The sequence below is a fragment of the Kitasatospora sp. NPDC003701 genome, from assembly GCF_053587085.1.
The window spans coordinates 19,880-36,285 of the sequence record NZ_JBSFNM010000029.1 but is presented as its reverse complement, the minus strand read 5'-3'; the positions used below and the strand labels follow the sequence as shown (position 1 = coordinate 36,285).

At 74.2% G+C, this 16,406-nt stretch carries 16 protein-coding genes; 12 read left to right on the top strand and 4 right to left on the bottom strand.

The annotated features are described in order from the left end of the window. The 3 genes from ACWDRR_RS25145 to ACWDRR_RS25135 form a co-directional block, all read right to left on the bottom strand. Entirely contained in the window at positions 1-831 is an 831-nt protein-coding gene (locus ACWDRR_RS25145; protein WP_449774462.1) for a PhzF family phenazine biosynthesis protein, read from the bottom strand. 154 nt (positions 832-985) lie between these two features. Continuing rightward, the gene (lpdA, locus tag ACWDRR_RS25140; protein ID WP_449774461.1) at positions 986-2,392 is read right to left on the bottom strand and encodes a dihydrolipoyl dehydrogenase; all 1,407 of its coding nucleotides are present in this window, start codon (positions 2,390-2,392) and stop codon (positions 986-988) included. 251 nt (positions 2,393-2,643) lie between these two features. Further along, positions 2,644-4,149 (bottom strand): M28 family metallopeptidase, encoded by a 1,506-nt coding sequence (locus ACWDRR_RS25135; protein ID WP_449774512.1) that lies wholly within the window; start codon positions 4,147-4,149, stop codon positions 2,644-2,646. Between the two features lie 228 nt (positions 4,150-4,377). Here ACWDRR_RS25135 and ACWDRR_RS25130 point away from each other — a divergent pair, with 228 nt between their 5' ends. The 5 genes from ACWDRR_RS25130 (at position 4,378) to ACWDRR_RS25110 (ending at position 9,093) form a co-directional block, all read left to right on the top strand. Further along, entirely contained in the window at positions 4,378-4,554 is a 177-nt protein-coding gene (locus ACWDRR_RS25130; protein ID WP_402389225.1) for an antitoxin, read from the top strand. Between the two features lie 377 nt (positions 4,555-4,931). After that, complete coding sequence (locus ACWDRR_RS25125) at positions 4,932-5,417, top strand: cation:proton antiporter regulatory subunit (RefSeq protein ID WP_387881492.1); 486 nt, start codon at positions 4,932-4,934, stop codon at positions 5,415-5,417. A gap of 4 nt (positions 5,418-5,421) precedes the next feature. Then, positions 5,422-6,813 carry a cation:proton antiporter gene (locus ACWDRR_RS25120; RefSeq protein WP_449774460.1) on the top strand — a complete coding sequence of 464 codons (1,392 nt, stop codon included), beginning with the start codon at positions 5,422-5,424 and terminating at the stop codon, positions 6,811-6,813. A 310-nt stretch (positions 6,814-7,123) separates the two neighbouring features. After that, complete coding sequence (locus ACWDRR_RS25115; protein WP_449774459.1) at positions 7,124-7,708, top strand: TetR/AcrR family transcriptional regulator; 585 nt, start codon at positions 7,124-7,126, stop codon at positions 7,706-7,708. Beyond that, positions 7,705-9,093: an MFS transporter gene (locus ACWDRR_RS25110; protein ID WP_449774458.1), complete on the top strand. Its 1,389-nt coding sequence runs from the start codon at positions 7,705-7,707 to the stop codon at positions 9,091-9,093. Before ACWDRR_RS25115 ends, ACWDRR_RS25110 begins: the two co-directional genes overlap by 4 nt. Positions 9,094-9,152: 59 nt before the next feature. On the opposite strand, the gene ACWDRR_RS25105 is transcribed toward ACWDRR_RS25110, so the two are convergent. After that, positions 9,153-10,568 carry an MATE family efflux transporter gene (locus ACWDRR_RS25105; RefSeq protein ID WP_449774457.1) on the bottom strand — a complete coding sequence of 472 codons (1,416 nt, stop codon included), beginning with the start codon at positions 10,566-10,568 and terminating at the stop codon, positions 9,153-9,155. Between the two features lie 178 nt (positions 10,569-10,746). Here ACWDRR_RS25105 and ACWDRR_RS25100 point away from each other — a divergent pair, with 178 nt between their 5' ends. The 7 genes from ACWDRR_RS25100 (at position 10,747) to ACWDRR_RS25070 (ending at position 16,228) form a co-directional block, all read left to right on the top strand. Continuing rightward, a complete protein-coding gene (locus ACWDRR_RS25100; protein WP_449774456.1) occupies positions 10,747-11,286 on the top strand; it encodes a PadR family transcriptional regulator in 540 nt (179 codons plus the stop codon). 224 nt (positions 11,287-11,510) lie between these two features. Continuing rightward, positions 11,511-12,413, top strand: coding sequence for a class I SAM-dependent methyltransferase (locus ACWDRR_RS25095; protein ID WP_449774455.1), 903 nt, complete (start codon positions 11,511-11,513; stop codon positions 12,411-12,413). A gap of 148 nt (positions 12,414-12,561) precedes the next feature. Continuing rightward, positions 12,562-13,185 carry a phosphatase PAP2 family protein gene (locus ACWDRR_RS25090; protein ID WP_449774454.1) on the top strand — a complete coding sequence of 208 codons (624 nt, stop codon included), beginning with the start codon at positions 12,562-12,564 and terminating at the stop codon, positions 13,183-13,185. A 118-nt stretch (positions 13,186-13,303) separates the two neighbouring features. Next, positions 13,304-14,218, top strand: a complete 915-nt coding sequence (locus ACWDRR_RS25085; protein ID WP_449774453.1) for an acyltransferase domain-containing protein — start codon at positions 13,304-13,306, stop codon at positions 14,216-14,218. 76 nt (positions 14,219-14,294) lie between these two features. After that, on the top strand, positions 14,295-14,588 hold the full coding sequence (locus ACWDRR_RS25080) for a hypothetical protein (RefSeq protein ID WP_449774452.1): 294 nt from the start codon (positions 14,295-14,297) through the stop codon (positions 14,586-14,588). A 399-nt stretch (positions 14,589-14,987) separates the two neighbouring features. Then, positions 14,988-15,872 (top strand): isocitrate lyase/PEP mutase family protein, encoded by an 885-nt coding sequence (locus ACWDRR_RS25075; RefSeq protein WP_449774451.1) that lies wholly within the window; start codon positions 14,988-14,990, stop codon positions 15,870-15,872. Beyond that, positions 15,869-16,228, top strand: coding sequence for a hypothetical protein (locus tag ACWDRR_RS25070; RefSeq protein ID WP_449774450.1), 360 nt, complete (start codon positions 15,869-15,871; stop codon positions 16,226-16,228). The genes ACWDRR_RS25075 and ACWDRR_RS25070 overlap by 4 nt, the downstream gene beginning before the upstream one ends. Positions 16,229-16,406: the final 178 nt, after the last annotated feature.

Genomic DNA, 16,406 nt, shown 5'->3' with positions numbered 1-16,406 from the left:
CTAGACGTGCAGGGTGCCGTCCAGGACGGTGACCGCGCTGCCGGTGAGGTGGACGCGGTCACCGTGCAGGGCCGTTCGGACCAGGCCCGTGCGGGCGGACACCTGGAGGCCGGCGAGCCGGTCGCGGCCCAGGCGCGCCGACCAGTACGGGGCGAGCGCGGTGTGGGCGCTGCCCGTGACCGGGTCCTCCGGGATGCCCCGGGCGGGCGCGAAGAAGCGGGAGACGAAGTCGTACGCGGCGCCGCCGTCCCGAGCGGCCGGCGCCGTGACGATGATGCCGCGCAGGCCCTCACGGAGCGTCAGGGCGGCCACCTCCGCCAGTCGGGGGGCCAGCGCGCGAACGGCGGCTTCGTCCGGCAGGACGGCCAGCAGGTCACCCAGCCGACCGGTGTGCCGGGTCGACTCGGGCTCGACCGTCAGCGCCTCGGCCAGTCCCTCCGGCGCGGGGACCTCCGTGCCGGGCGCGGCCGGGAAGTCCAGGGTGATGGCGCCGGTCCCGTCGGTGTGCGTGACGAGGACCCCGTGGTGCCGGCTGCCGAACCGGACGGTGCCGAGGGTCCCCCGCTCGGTGCGGAGGGCGTGTGCCGTGGCCAGGGTGGCGTGGCCGCACAGGGTGGCCTCGACGACGGGGGTGAACCAGCGGATCGCCCAGTCGGCCTCGGCATCGCCGGCCAGCGGAAGGGCGAACGCGGTCTCGGAGTGGTTCAGTTCGGCGGCCACCTGCCGCATCCAGCTGTCGTCCGGCCACTCCCCCGCCGGCAGGAGGCACACACCTGCCGGGTTTCCGGCGAACGGACGGTCGGTGAAGGCGTCGATCACGTGAATGCGCATGCCGGGACGATAGGCGGCGCCTCCCGCGGCCCACCATGGCCAATCGAAGGTGATTGGCCATGGTCCGGCCCGCAGGGCACCGGGCGGCGGTCCCGCCATCCGGTGCCCTGCCCGTGCGGCCGCGGTCCGGCCCGCGCCCGCGCCCGCGCGCGCGTCACATGTTGATCATGTGACCGGCCAGGCCGTGGATCGCCTCCTTGACCGCCTCGCCGAGGGTCGGGTGGGCGTGCACGTTGCGGGCCACCTCGTGCACGGTGAGATCCCACTGCTGGGCCAGGGTCAGCTCCGGCAGCAGCTCGGTGACCTCGGGGCCGATCAGGTGGGCACCCAGCAGCTCGCCGTGCTTGCCGTCGCTGATGACCTTGACGAAGCCGATCGGGTGGCCGAGGCCGTGCGCCTTGCCGTTGGCGGTGAACGGGAATTTGGCGACCTTGACGTCGTAGCCCAGCTCGCGGGCCTGCGCCTCGGTGTAGCCGAAGCTGGCGATCTGCGGCTGGCAGTAGGTCGCGCGCGGGATCATCGCGAAGTCGAGCTCCATGGTCTCGGCCCCGCCGATGGTCTCGGCGGCGATCACGCCCATCGACTCGGCCGCGTGGGCCAGCATCAGCTTGGCCGTGACGTCACCGATCGCGAAGATGTGGTCGACGCTGGTACGGCCCCGGCCGTCGACGTCGATGGCGCCCCGGTCGGTGAGCTTCACACCGGTGTTCTCCAGGCCGTAGCCGTGCACCCGGGGTGCGAAGCCGATCGCCTGGAGCACCTTGTCGGCCTCCAGCACCTGCTGCTGCCCGTCGCGGGTGACGGTGACCTTGACCTTGGCGGCCGGGTCGCTGTCGTCGATCGACTCCACCCGGGTCGAGGTGAGCACCTCGATGCCGAGCTTGCGGTACTGCTTGCCGAGCTCGGCGGAGACCTCGGCGTCCTCCAGCGGCACCATCCGGTCGAGGAACTCGACGATGGTGACCTTCACGCCGTAGTTGTGCAGCACGTAGGCGAACTCGACGCCGATCGCGCCGGCGCCCGCGATGATGATGCTGCCCGGCAGCTCCTCGGTGAGGATCTGCTCCTCGTAGGTCACCACGCGCTCGCTGAGGCTGGTGCCGGGCAGCAGCCGGGTGGTGGCGCCGGCCGCGATGATGCAGTGGTCGAAGGTGACGACCTCGAAGCCACCGCCGGTCAGGGCGACCTGGAGGGTGCGGTCGTCGACGAAGGTGCCCCGGCCGTCGTACTCGGTGATGCCGTTCTTCTTCATCAGGTAGTGGACACCCTTGACCCGGCCGTCGGCGACGGTCCGGCTGCGGCGGAACGCCTCGCCGAAGTCGAAGCTCACCGTGCCCTCGACCTTGATGCCGAAGGTCTTGGCCTCCTTGGTGAAGATGTGCGCCAGCTCGGCGTTGCGCAGCAGTGCCTTGGAGGGGATGCAGCCGACGTTGAGACAGACCCCGCCCCAGTACTTGGCCTCGATGACGGCGGTCCGCAGGCCCAGCTGGGAGGCGCGGACGGCGGCGGTGTAGCCGCCGGGGCCTGCGCCGAGGACGACGACGTCGTAGTGCGTGCTCATGATGCTGACTCCTCCGAGGGTGTCACGGTGACGTGATCTCGGTGCCATGGTGTCAGGAGGCCCGGCGGCGCACTCATCGGCCCCGGCCGATCGGCCGCCGTCCGGGTACGACCCGGCGACCCGGGGCACGGAACGGCAGACCGGAGCAGGTCAGGGCGGCACGGAGGGCGGCACGGCAGGGCAGCGCGGAAGGGCGGCACGGCAGGTCGGCGCGAGGCCGGGGCCCCGCCCGGCGGCGGGGCCCCGGGTGGTCAGGCCGCGACCTCGTGGGCGTGGCCGTCCTGGAGGCCGCCGCCGCTGCCGGCCTGGCCGTCGGTGTGCTGCGGCGTCACCGGCGCGTGCAGCGAGGAGAGGTCCCAGGCGTAGGTGCCGACGGCGTCGGCGATCACGTCGATGTTGACGTCGAAGGCCTTCATGTCGAGGTTGCGCAGGTCGTCGCAGGCCTTGTGGTAGCACGTGTCGAACGCCACCCCGGCGGTGCCGCCGTAACGCGCCGCCTGCGCCGCGGACTTGATCACCTCGGCGCCGGTGTCGGTGCCGCCGGCCGGGATGCCGGCGTCGATGAAGGGGCCGTAGTCGGAGCGGCCGGTGAAGTCGGTGCCCTCGTGCGGCAGGCCCCGGCGGTCCAGGTAGTCGGTGATGTGCCGCTCCAGCTGCGCCGAGCCGTCCGGGCCGGGGCCGGAGCCGACGTGGTCGGAGTCGTCGCCGTCGTAGACGAACTGGGCCGAGTTGGGCGAGGCGATCATGTCGAAGTTCAGGTAGAGCTTGATCTTCTTCTGCTCGGCCTCGGAGAGTGACGCCACGTAGGCCTCGGAGCCCTTGAGGCCGAACTCCTCGGCGGACCACCAGGCGAACCTGACCTTGTTCTTCACCGGCCGGTTGCCCAGGTTCTTCGCCACCTCCAGGACGCCCGCCGAGCCCGAGCCGTTGTCGTTGATGCCCGGGCCCGCCACCACGGAGTCGAGGTGCGAGCCGATGACGACGGTGTTCGCCGGGTCGCCGCCGCGGGTCTCCGCGATGACGTTCCAGGTCTTGCGCTTCTCCATGAAGGTGCGGATGTCCAGGCCGACGGTGACCGGGCCGGCCGCGGCCTTGGCGACCAGCGCCTCGCCGGCCGCCTTGGTGATCCCGCCGGTCGGGAGCCGGCCGGCCGTCGGCTCCCCGAGGGTGCCGTTGAGGTCGCCTTCGGTGTTGTTGTACACGATCGCGCCGAGCGCGCCCGCGTCCGCCGCCGCGGCCGCCTTGACGGCGAAGCTGCAGCCGCCGCGCTTGATCAGCGCGATCCGGCCGGTGAACGCGCCGGCCGCGTAGTCGCCCGCCTCGCAGCCGGTGGTGTCGTCCGCCGGGACGACCGCGAGCGGGGCCGTCAGACCGCCCTCCGGGCCGCCGACGGAGTACGTCATGGCGATCACCGGCACGTCCTCGGCCTGCGGCGACACCACGCTGAGCCGCTGCGAGAGCGCCTGGAAGAAGGTGTACTCGAACTCCTGCTTCGACACCTTCAGCCCGGCCTGGCGGGCCTGCTCGTACACGTAGCGGGCCGACTCGTCGTGGCCGCGCGAGCCCGCCACCCGGTTGCCGCCGTTGCGGTCCGCGATCCGCTGAAGCGCCGCCAGCGTCCGGTGGGCGCTGCCCGCGCTGCTCTCGTCGACCAGTCGGGCGGCCAGCTTGGCGCCCTTGCGGCCGGGGTCCGGATCGGCCGCGGCGCTCCCGGTACCGACCAGCAGCAACGGGGTCACCAGGGCCGCCACCGCCAGCGCGGAGCTCGCGACCCGACGGGTCCGGGCAGTCCCCGGGCGGGGTGAGGCGGTCGGGCGGCTGGTCCGAGCATTCACGGCAAGTCCTTCCGAGAGTCCATGGAGATCCCGATTTGACATGCTCGGCGCCACATTTCCAACCCTGACGCGAAAGCTGACCGGATGCGGACATCCGACAGCGCGGCGATCCTGGAGGGGTGGGGCCGTCTCATCCAGGAGTGTGACCGAATGTCCATGATCGACAAGATCAAGCAGATGCTGAAGGGCCACGAGGACCAGGCCGACAAGGCCGTCGACAAGGCGGGTGACACCGTCGACCAGCGGACCCAGGGCAAGTACAGCGGCCACGTCGACACGGCTCAGGAGAAGGCCAAGGAGCAGTTCCGCGACCAGCCGCCCCAGTAGCCCGCCGGCACCGCCCGGCCACCCGTCGAACCGGTACCCCGGTCCGGAGTGCGCGACCACGCGCACACCGCGGCCGGGGTTCCGCACGTCCGCGCCCGGGGTAGCCGAGCACCCCGAGCACCTCGGGCCCCCCGTCGGACACCCCGTCGGACACTCCGTCGGATCGTCCCCCGGGAGCCCCTCCGGAGGCCTTCCGGCCCCCTCCCACCAGGAGGGCTTTACACACTCATTACTATTGGCACGGTAGCGCTTCCGCGTGTCGCACGCGGTGCGGCGCCGGCCGGCCCGTCGGGGGCCGCCGGTCGCCCGCCGGGCCGGCCCTGTTCCGGCAGCTGTCGCGCACGCCAGCGGGAAGCCCTGACGAGAGGACAGCCGCCGTGTCGATCCCCCGTGTCCGGACCACTCCCCTGCCCGGCGTCGGCGTCCAGTACGACCTCACCACCCGAGAACAACGGCACCTGTCCGTCATCGCCCACCGGGACGGTTCACGCAGCCTCAACGTCTACCGCTCGGACGACCCCGACGCCTGCGCCCAGGCCTTCCGGCTGACGGCCGAGGAGTCCACCGCCCTGGTCGACGCCCTGACACCCGCTCACCACAATCCCGGCCTGCTGCACACCACCGACCTGGGTCTGGTCGCCGAGCGCCTCCCCGTCGACGGCACCTCCCACTGGAACGGCCGGCTGCTCGGCGAGACCCGGATGCGCACCGCGACCGGCGCCTCGATCGTCGCCGTGCTGCGCCGCACCGGTGCCGTGCCGTCCCCCGCACCCGACTTCCGCCTGGCCGGCGGCGACATCCTGATCGTGATCGGCACCCGCGAGGGCGTGGACGCCGCCGCCGCGATCCTGGGCAGGGAGTGATCGGATGCACACCGCGACCGTCTTCATCGAACTCGGCTCGGTCATCCTGGTGCTGGGCCTGCTCGGCCGAATAGCCGGCCGGTACGGGTTCTCACCCATCCCGCTCTACCTGCTCGGCGGACTGGCCTTCGGCAAGGGCGGGCTGCTGCCGCTCAGCGCCAGTGAGGAGTTCGTCGCCACCGGCGCCGAGATCGGCGTCGTCCTGCTGCTGCTGATGCTGGGTCTGGAGTACACCGCAGCCGACCTGGTGACCAACCTCAAGGCCCAGTACCCGGCCGGTGCCGTCGACTTCCTGCTCAACGCGCTGCCCGGCGCGGCGGCCGCACTGCTGCTCGGCTGGGGCCCGGTCGCCGCCGTGGTCCTGGCCGGCGTCACCTGGATCTCGTCCTCCGGGGTCATCGCCAAGGTGCTCGGAGATCTCGGCCGGCTCGGCAACCGGGAGACCCCGGTGATCCTCAGCATCCTGGTGCTCGAGGACCTGGCGATGGCCGTCTACCTGCCGATCCTGACCGCGCTGCTGGCCGGCGCCGGGCTGCTCGCCGGCTCGATCACCCTCGCCATCGCGCTCGCCACCGCCGGCGCCGTGCTCTTCGTCGCGCTCCGCTACGGCCGGGTGATCTCGAAGTTCGTGTCGCACGACGACCCGGAGAAGCTGCTGCTGGTCGTCCTCGGGCTCACCCTGCTGGTCGCCGGCCTCGCGCAGCAGCTCCAGGTGTCGGCGGCGGTCGGGGCCTTCCTGGTCGGCATCGCCCTCTCCGGCGAGGCCGCCGAGGGCGCGCACACCCTGCTCAGCCCGTTGCGGGACCTCTTCGCGGCGGTCTTCTTCGTCTTCTTCGGGCTCAGCACCGACCCCACCAGCATCCCGCCCGTGCTGCTGCCCGCGCTGCTGCTGGCCCTGGTCACCGCGCTCACCAAGGTGGCCACCGGGTACTGGGCCGCCCGCCGGGCCGGGATCGCCGAGCGCGGCCGCTGGCGGGCCGGCGGGGCGCTGGTCTCGCGCGGGGAGTTCTCGATCGTCATCGCCGGACTGGCCGTCACCGCGGGCATCGAACCCGAGCTCGGTCCGTTCGCCACCGCGTACGTGCTGATCCTGGTGGTCACCGGACCGCTCGCCGCCCGGTACACCCAGCCCGCCGTGGAGCGGCTCGCAGCGCTGCGCGGGCGTGGGCATGCGCGGGGGCCCTGGACACCCGCCGTCCAGGACGCGCCGGCCGTCGAACGGCTGCCGGGGACCGAACGGCTGCCGGCGGCCGACCCGGAGGACGGCGCGGCGCCGGAAGGTGCCGCACCGGGGGGTGGCGCGCCGGACGGGCTCACGCGTGACGGGATCGGACAGGACGGGCTCGCGCGTGACGGGCTCGCGCAGGAGCAGCCGGCCAACGGGCTTCCGCGCTGACCACGGCCCCGGGGCGGATCAGCGGGCCCGATCCGCCCCGGGGCCCCGGGGTCCGCTCACACCGCCGCCTCCGGCCCCGCCGCCGGGTGGGCGGCCCGGTCCACCCCGCGGTCCGCCCCGGACTCGGGCCGGGCACCGCAGTTCTCGCACGGCTCCGGCCCGCTCCGCTCCCGCAACCGCCCGCACTCCGGGCAGACCCGGTCCAGCCAACACGCCGGTTCGCCGCCCTCGTCCATACCGCCGATTCTGCCCGGCCCACCCCCGCGCCGGCGAGTAGACACTGTCTACGCCGCCCTGGTAGACAGTGTCCATGAACGATCAGGACACGGGCCTGCGCGCCCGACTGGTGGCGGCCGGCGTCGAGCTGGTGACCGGCGAGGGCGTCCACGCACTCACCCTGCGCGAGATCGCCCGCCAGGCCGGCGTCTCGCACGGCGCGCCCCGTCGCTACTTCGCCACCCACGTCGAGCTGCTGTCCGCCATCGCCCGGCACGGCTTCGACGAGCTGGCCGCCGCACTCGCCCACGCGGACGACACCGCGGGCACCGGGCCGCGCGAGCGGCTCGCCGCACTCGCCCGCGCCTACCTCGACTACGCGGCCGCCGCGCCCGGCATGTTCGAGCTGATGTTCCGTCACGACCTGCTGGAGGGCAGCGGCATCGGCCTGCGGCAGACCAGCCTCCCGCTCTTCGGGACCTTCACCCGCCTGGTCGCCGAGGTGCGGCCGCCGAGCGGTGCGGAGTCCGCGGCCGTCGCCGGTGCGCTCTGGGCCAATCTGCACGGCCTCGCCCAGCTCCGGGCCTGGGGCAGCCTGCAACTCGCCACCGGCAGCGACGACATCGAGCCGCTGCTGCGCGCCGCGCTGACCGCCCACCTCGGCCCGGAGGCCCGGTGACCACCTCCGCGCGCCAACGCCTCACCCTCGCCGGAAGCATCACCGGCGCCTCGATCGTGGCGCTGGACGGCACCGTGCTCACCGTCGCCCGGCCCACGATGCAACACGACCTGAACGCCTCCTTCACCGCCGTGCAGTGGACCAGCACCGCGTACCTGATCGCGGTGGCCAGCCTGCTGGTCTTCGCAGGGCGGTTGGGCGACCGCTACGGCCACCAACGCGTCTTCGCCATCGGCGTGCTGGGCTTCGCCGCGACCTCGGCCGCGATCGGCCTGGCGCCCGGCGTCGGCTGGGTGATCGGCCTGCGCGTCGCCCAGGGCGTGGCGGGCGCCCTGCTGCAGCCGGCCACCCTGGGCATGCTGCGGGCGGCCTACCCGGCCGACCGGCTCGCCATGCCGATCGCCCTGCGTACCAGCGCGATCGGGCTGGCGGCCGCGGCCGGGCCGGTGGTCGGCGGGGCGCTGACCGCCCAACTGGGCTGGCGCGCCGTCTTCTTCCTCACCGTCGCGCCCGCCGTGGCAGCCGGACTCGCCGCCCTGGCCGTACGGATTCCGCAGCCGCCCACCGACCGGGCCGCCGGCTCCCCGCGCTCGCTCGACCTGGCGGGCGCGGGCCTGCTCGCGGCCGCGCTGGTCTGCCTGGTGCACACCCTCGTCGGCGTGCCCGAGCACGGCTGGACGGCCACCACCCGGCTCGGCCTCGTCGCCGCCGCCCTGCTCGGCTTCGCCTTCCTCCACCAGCAGCGACGTGCGGCGCACCCGCTGCTGCCGCCGAGGGTGATCGCGTCGCCCACGGTCGTGTCGGCGCTCGGGGTGCTGCTGACCGCGTCCGCGGCGCTCTTCGGGACGCTGTTCCTGGCCACCTACTTCCTCCAGGACGTACTCGGCCTGGACCCGTTCCAGTGCGGGCTCCGGGCGCTGCCGCTGGCCGTCACCATGGTGGCCGCCGCCCCGGCCTCCGCCGTGCTGATGCGCCGCCACGGGGCCCGTGCCACGGCCGGCGCGGGGATGCTGCTGGTCACGCTCGGCGCCGTGCTCGCCGCCCGGTTCGACGGGTCGTCCGGCGCCGTCGCGATCGGCAGCAGCTTCCTCCTCCTGGGCACCGGGTTCGGCACGGTGATGGTCACCGCCACCGCCGTACTGGTCCGCGACGCCGCGGTGGCCGACGCGGGCGTCGCCGGGGGGCTCCAGCAGACGGTGATGAACATCGGCCCCACCCTCGGCACGGCGGCCGCGACCCTCCTGAGCGCGGGACGGCCGCTCGTGACCGCCATGGGCCCGGCCCTGCTCGCCCTCGCGGCCACGGCGGCCGTCGGCGCCCTGCTCACCACCCGGCTCCCGGCGCGGCCCCGGGCGGCGGTCACCGAGGTGCGGCAGCCGGGCTGACCGTGCGGGCCACAGAGCCTTCCCGGCAGGCGAGTTGGCGGCAGCACCGGGGGCGGGTGTCATTCCACCGGCGCCCGCAGCCGGTCGACCCCGGCACCCGGTCCGACCGGTTCCGACGGCACGGACATCACGGACGACACGGACGGCTCCTCCGACGGTTCCGACGGTTCCGACGGCCCGACCGCCGGTGCGGGCCGTCGGCGGTTCGTCACCAGCAGGCGCATCAGGCCCAGCTGGGCCACCGCCCCGAGCGCCATGCCGGCCCAGAGGCCGTCCACACCGAGCGGGCCCGACAGCGCCACGCCGGCCACGAGTTGGACGGTGAGCCCGAGCAGGACGGCCACCACCAGCGGGCGGCCCGCGCCGGTGGCCTGGAACACGCCGCCGAGCGCCACCACCAGGGCGTAGGGCAGCAGATAGAACCCGGTCATCCGCAGGAAGCCGACTGACTGGGCGGCCACCGCCCGGTCCTCGGTGAACAACGCGGTGACCGGCACCGCCAGCGCCGCGCAGAGCACGGCGGCGCCCGCGCCGAGGGCTCCGGCCAGCCGGGCGGTGTCGCGGCCCAGGGTGCGCAGCCCGGCCGTGTCACCCGCGCCGGTGAGCCGCGCAGCCTCGATGGCGGCGGCCTGCCGTACGGCGTAGAAGGCCATCGTCACGATCAACAGCACGCGGTAGCCCACCCCGTAGCCGGCCACGGCCGGGACGCCGAAGGCCGCGACCAGGCCGAGCTGCGCCGTGCCGACGCCCATCCGGGCGGTGAAGTCGAAGCCGAACGGCGCGCCGGCGGAGACGATCCGGCGGGACTCCGGGAGCAGCCCGCCCGCCGGGGCGGCCAGCCGGTGCCGCCGCCGGAGCAGCACCGTGACGGCGAAGGCCGCGGCACGCGAGGCGGTCAGCGCCACGGCCGCCCCCGTCACGCCAAGGGCCGGGAGCGGTCCGGCGCCGAAGATCAGCAGCGGGTCCAGGACGAGCAGCAGGGCGCTGCTCAGCAGGGCGATCCGCATCGGCGTCCGGGTGTCACCGGTGCCCTTGAAGAGTTCGTCGGCCACCCGCTGGCCGAAGAAGAGGCCGACGGCGGGGAAGGAGACCGCGAAGTAGTCCGCGGCGAACCCGGCGGCGGGGCCGTCCAGGAAGGCGTTCGCGATCGGGTGGCGCAGCAGGAAGCCGGTCGCGGCGAGCACCAGGCTGCCGCCGGCACAGAGCCGCCAGGCCGCCCGCGCGGTACGCCCGGCCGCCGCGAGGTCCGCGGCGCCGACGGCGTGCGAGATCCGCACGATGGTGCCGGAGCCGACCACCAGGACCAGGCCGAGCAGCAGGTTCTCGACGGTGCCCGCGAGGGTGACGGCGGCGACGGCGGACCCGCCGAGCCGGCCCACCCAGTACGTCCCGATGACCGAGGCGACCACCCCGGACAGGAGCCCGGCGTAGACCGGGCCCGCCAGTCCGATCAGCCTCGACAGGTGTCCTCGCACGGTCGCTCCCCCGGTTCCGTCGGCTCCACGGCCCGGTCGGCCTGCTCGGCCGCTCGCCCGCGTCCCGCCCTCTCGCTGTCCCGCTATCTCGAATAGAGATACCTCGTTTCGATGCACATCGGCAAGAGGTAGCATGACGGCCGGACGGATCGCGCGACGACGGAAGGGGGCTGTCCCGGTGCTCACCCTCGCGATCCTCGGCTTCCTGTACGACGAGCCGCTGCACGGCTACGAGTTGAAGTCACGGATCACCGGCCTGACCGGTCATGTCCGACCCGTCAGCGACGGCGCGCTCTACCCCGCCATCACCCGGCTGGAGAAGGCCGGGCTGCTGGAGCGCCGCACTGAACCGGGCAGCGGCGCCGTGCCGCGGCAGGTCCTGGAGCTCACCGCCCAGGGCCGGGCCGAACTGGAGCGCCGCCTGGCCGACCCGGCCGAGGTCGAGATCTCCGACCAGATCCGCTTCTTCGCCGTCGCCGCCTTCCTCGACCGCCTCACCGACCCCGCCGCGCAGGCCGCGGTGCTGCGGCGCCGGCTGGCGTTCCTGGAGGCGCCGAGCAGCTTCTTCTACGACGCGCAGGGCCGGCCGGTCACGGCGGAGCAGGAGCCCAGCCCGTTCCGGCGGGGCATGCTGCTGGTCGCACGCGCGTCCGGCGCCGCCGAGCGGGCCTGGCTGGCCGAGACGATCGCCGGGCTGGAACGCGGCCGGCCCTCCTGAGGCGGGGGCGGCCTGCCCGGGGACGGTCCCGGGGCCGCCGTGCCGGACTCCGGTCCGGGCCTGCCCGGCCCGGTCGCCGAGGGCCCGTGAGGGGCCGGTGCGCAGGAGTGCGAAAAGGCCCGTCGAATCCCGTTCCGGGCCTGGCGCAACGGGGTGTTGTCGTCGCTATGATGATCCGCCTCACACCATGGCGCCGCCGCGGGGTGAACCGTACGCGCCGGGCCATGCCCGCACCCCTGGAGGCCGCCGTGCCCACTGCCGACACCGGAACCGCCCGCCCGCAGCACCTGACGCGGGACGGCATCCCCGGCTGGTTCTTCAAGGTCGACCAGGAGGCCTTCGCCCACTTCCTCGCCGGGCAGAGCGCGGCGGGCCAGACCGGCGACATCCTCGAACTGGGCACCTACCTCGGCCGGAGCGCCGTCCTGCTCGGCGACCACCTCCGGCCCGGCGAGCAGCTGACCGTCTGCGACCTGTTCGACTCCGAGGCGGGCGACGCCGACAACGCCGCCGAGATGACGATGTCCTACCGCAAGACCCTGACCAGGAGCGCCTTCGAGGCCAACTACCTCAAGTTCCACCCGCAGTTGCCGGTCATCGTGCAGGCCCCCACCTCGGTGCTGGCCGACCGCCGCATCCCGGACGGCAGCTGCCGCTTCGTCCACGTCGACGCCTCGCACCTCTACGAGCACGTCGCCGGGGACATCGAGGTGGCCCGGGCGGCACTGGGCGAGAACGGCCTGGTCGTGCTCGACGACTACCGCTCGGAACACACGCCCGGTGTCTCGGCGGCGGTCTGGCAGGCCGTGTTCACCGGCGGGCTCCGGCCGGTGCTGCTCACCCCGATGAAGTTCTACGGCACCTGGGGGGACGCCGAGGCGCTGCAGCGGGTGCTGCTCGACCGGGACTGGCGGGCCGGCGGCTACAACGTGGACGAGGACTCCATCGCCGGGGCGCGGGTGGTGCGGCTGAAGTACCCGGTCAAGCCGGGCTCGGCCCAATCGCGCTCGGCCTCGCGGCGCCTGGCGCTGGACCTGCTGCCGCCGGTCGCCACCCGTGCGACCAGGCGCCTCCTCCAGGCGCTGCGCAGCCGCCGGGCCGCCCGGCCGGTGGTCCGGACCGGCTGATCCGCCGCGCTGTCGGGCGTTGGTCCGGCGGGGCCGGGTTCGACCCCGCCCGGTACCCGGCCCCGGCGGAGGGCGGTGTCGCCCCCGGTCGGTAGGGTGTCGCGATGCACCCGACCGACGCCCTGCCGACCCGCTCCGAGCTGCCCGGATGAGCGCCTTCGTGCCGCCCGAGCCGCCCGCCTTCGCCACCGCCTCACCGCGCGAGCGGACCGCGCGGATCGTCACGGAGACCCTGGCCCCCGCGCATCTGGTCATCGCCCTGCTGCTGCTCGTCGGTGCGCACAGCACCGCGGGCTGGTCGGGGACGGGCTGGGGGCTGCTGGCCGCACTGTTCTGCGGGGTGGTGCCGTTGGGCATCATCGCCCTCGGGGTGCGGCGCGGCACGCTGACCGACAAGCACATCCGCGTACGCCGTCAGCGCGTCGTCCCGATGGCCGCCAGCCTGCTGTCGGTGGTGGCGGGTGTGGCGCTGCTGTACGCGCTGGACGCTCCGGCGGAGGTCGGCGCGCTGGTCGTCGCGATGCTGGCCGGTCTGGTGTCGGCGCTGGCCGTCACGGTGGGGTGGCAGATCTCCCTGCACAACGCCGTGGCCGGCGGCGCCGCGATGATCCTGGTGCTGGCGTTCGGCCCGGCCGTGCTGCCCGTGGCGGCCGCCGCACCGGCGGCGGTGGGCTGGTCACGGCTGGTGCTGAAGGCCCACACCCCCGCGCAGGTACTCGCCGGGACGGCGCTCGGCGGCGTCTGCGCGCTGGTGTTCACGCTGCTGCGCTGAGCCCCCGCGCCCCGGCCCGGCTCCGGGCGCCTCCGGTGTCCCGATCGCCCCGGCCGCCACCGCCGTTCCCCGATAGGGTCGGCGGGTCGCTGCCGGGCCGGACCTTGAGGAGGTTCCCGTGGAGCCGTTCACGCTGCCGGACACGGAGCAGTTGCCCGAGGCGCTGCTCGAACTCGCCGTCCCGTTCGAGGAGGTGAACGCCGTCCTCGCCGCACGCACCGGACTGGCCCGGGACCGGGGGCTGCGGGCCGCCTTCGACGAGGCCCTGCGCGAACAGTCGGCGGCGGTCGGAACGGTCGGGCGGTCCTCCGGGCTCCGCGGCGATCGGCCGACCGGGTTGGAGGGCGTCGGGCACCTCATGACCCTGCTCTTCGTCGCCCTCGCCCCGCACACCCGGGCGTACCACCGCGCGCTCGGGATCAGCCCGGCGGTGACCCGGACGACGCTGGCCGACCTCGGCCGCCAGCTGGTGGTGAGCCGCCGGCGGGGCCACCCCGGCGGACTGCGCAACCCCGCCTGGCTGACCCTGCACTTCCGGGGCGAGCTCTTCCAGCTCGGACGGCTCCAGTTCCAGCGCAAACGGCTCACCGGGCCGGACGCCGAGGCGGCCGCCGAAGCCGGTTTCGGCCCCTGGTGCCTCCAGATCCACATCGCCGACCACTGCGGTCCGCTCTCCCCCGAGGCCTGCGACCGCGCGCTCGCCCGGGCCCGCGGCTTCTTCGCCCGGCACTTCCCCACCGAGCCGTACCCGGCGGCGTGCATCTTCTCCTGGCTGCTCGACCCCCAACTCGGCCGCTACCTGCGGGCGGAGTCCAACATCCTCCGCTTCCAGCAGCGGTTCACCCCGCTGCGCCCGCCCGGCGAGCCGGAGGACGACAACCCGCTCCGCTACGTCTTCGGAAGCGCCGGCCGCCCGCTGGACTCCCTGCCCCGGGACACCCCGCTCCAGCGCGCCCTGATCGACCACCTGAGCGCGGGCGGCCACTGGTACGTCGTCAGCGGGTGGCTGAACCTCGACGGGGACCGCGACTGACGCGGACCCGGGTCCGCCGGGCCGCCGGCTTGCCGACCGACGCCCGGTTCACCACCTGGGCCGCAGCACGGCCGCGGTGATCGGCGACCGCCCGTTCCTCACCCGCCGCCTGCGCGGATGGACCCTGCTCAGGGCGGTCGCGCCGGACGAGCCGTGGACCGCCCGGGAACTCACCGGCGCGGCGGACCGGTTCCGGCGCACGGCCTCGGCCGAACGGATCGCGACCTCGACCTCGACCTCGACCTCGACCTCGGCCTCGACCTCGACCGACGCCCTCGGTCTGCCCGCCGAACGGGGGCGGACCCGCCGCGTCCGCAACGCGGCGAGCCGCCGGCTCCGGCTCCGGCGACCGGACCGACAGCCGTCCTGACTCGCCTGCCGGCCCGCGCCGCGGGTGCCCGGCACCGGCGTCGAGACCCTGCTGCTGCCCGCCCGGCACCGCCGCGCAGGCTCCGCCCGGGAGCGGTGCGCGGCTGGTCTCCTCGCCCGGCGCCCGCGGAGTCGGTGGCGGGGCGTCATGCGCCCCGCCACAGGCTTTTCATATGCCATTCCTATCAATATGAATCCTCATCACTCACACGAGGGAACTTCTTTTAAAGATTTGCCCACGGAACATTAAAGGCCGCATAGTGAGAACGCCTCATTTGGCCCTAGCAATGGCCAAGTTCAGGCAAAGTCCCGTGCGCGTCGCGTATCGGGTGGTCTCCGGCTCCCGGCCGGTGGAGCCACCCTCGCGCCGCGCCCCACCTTGGCAAGTGAGGAGAAGGCAGTGCTTCACGAAGACACGGCGCCGGGCTACGGACAGCGCCTCCGCGAGGACATCGCGGCCCAGGGAACGACCCCGCTCATCGGCGTCTACGACATGTACTCGGCCTCGATCGCGGCCGAGCACTACAACGGCATGTTCGTCTCGGGCTTCGGCTTCGCGGCCTCCTACTACGGCCTGCCCGACATCGGCTTCATCGCCTGGCCGGACATGGTGGCCTTCGTCGAGCGGCTGCGCGGCGCGTTCCCGCAGCACCACCTCCTGGTCGACATCGACGACGGCTACGTCGACCCGGAGGTGGCCTGCCACGTGGTGCGCAGGCTGGAGCGGATCGGCGCCTCCGGCGTCATCCTGGAGGACCAGAAGCGCCCGCGCCGCTGCGGCCACGCCGACGGCAAGCAGGTCCTGCCGCTGGAGGAGTACCTGGAGAAGCTCGACCAGGTCCTCGCCGCCCGCACCGACCTCGTGGTGGTGGCGCGGACGGACGCGACCGAGGAGAGCGACATCCTGCTGCGGGCCGAGGCGCTCGCCGCCACCGAGGCCGATGTCGTCCTGGTGGACGGGGTGCGCAGCGAGGAGTGGATCCGCCGGATCCGGCAGGTCGTGGGCGACAAGCCGCTGCTGTTCAACCAGATCGCCGGCGGCAAGTCCCCCCGGCTCTCGCTGTCCGAGCTGGGAGAGCTCGGCGTGGACGTCGCCATCTACAGCACCCCCTGCCTGTTCGCCGCCCACCGGGCGATGGACGAGGCGCTGGCCGGGCTGAAGGTGGCCGACGGCCGGCTGCCGGCCCCCGCCGAGGACAGCCCGCAGATCGGTGTCCGCGAGTCCACCGAGCTGCTGGAGCGGAACATCGCCCGCCCCCGCCGGCGCGAGGCGGTGCGGGCGTGACGTGCGCACCGCGCGGCCCGGTGCCGGGCCGCGCGGCGGTGCCCTCCGGGGCGGTGCGGGCCGGGTCCGCGGCCCTGTGGCGGCTCGCCGCCGGGCTGCTCGGGGCGTGGGCCCTGCTCGGCGCCGCCGCCTCCCCCGCGGTGGCGGGCGGCGGCCTGATCACCGTGATCGACAACTCGCATGCGGACTCGCTGGTGAGTACGGACTCACTCCTGGAGATCGACAAGGCGGGCAACCTCCAGACCGGACAGGGCACGGCGGGCAGCGACCACGGCCCCGCCAATGCGCTGGTGGGCACGCTGTTGGGGATCGCTCCGGTCAGTGCGGCCGACTCCGCGGCAGGGAGCGGCGAGTGAGCGGCGGGCTCCGGCACCGGGCACCCGGGCCCGGGGCCGGCGAGCCCAGTGCTGGCGAGCCCGGTGCTCCGAGAGCCGCCGCCTCGGAGCCAGAGGTCCGGGAGACCGAAATCCCGGGGGACGGGGCCCCTGCGGCGGGTCCGGCACCGGGTCCAGTACCGGGTGCGGCGCCGGGCAC

What these genes read in the sequence shown, in the direction of transcription:
- ACWDRR_RS25145 (WP_449774462.1), bottom strand. Translation starts at nt 831, where the DNA reads ATGCGCATTCACGTGATCGACGCCTTCACCGACCGTCCGTTCGCCGGA.
- lpdA (WP_449774461.1), bottom strand. Translation starts at nt 2,392, where the DNA reads ATGAGCACGCACTACGACGTCGTCGTCCTCGGCGCAGGCCCCGGCGGC.
- ACWDRR_RS25130 (WP_402389225.1), top strand. Translation starts at nt 4,378, where the DNA reads ATGTCCATGATCGACAAGATCAAGCAGATGCTGAAGGGCCACGAGGAC.
- ACWDRR_RS25120 (WP_449774460.1), top strand. Translation starts at nt 5,422, where the DNA reads ATGCACACCGCGACCGTCTTCATCGAACTCGGCTCGGTCATCCTGGTG.
- ACWDRR_RS25115 (WP_449774459.1), top strand. Translation starts at nt 7,124, where the DNA reads ATGAACGATCAGGACACGGGCCTGCGCGCCCGACTGGTGGCGGCCGGC.
- ACWDRR_RS25095 (WP_449774455.1), top strand. Translation starts at nt 11,511, where the DNA reads ATGCCCGCACCCCTGGAGGCCGCCGTGCCCACTGCCGACACCGGAACC.
- ACWDRR_RS25090 (WP_449774454.1), top strand. Translation starts at nt 12,562, where the DNA reads ATGAGCGCCTTCGTGCCGCCCGAGCCGCCCGCCTTCGCCACCGCCTCA.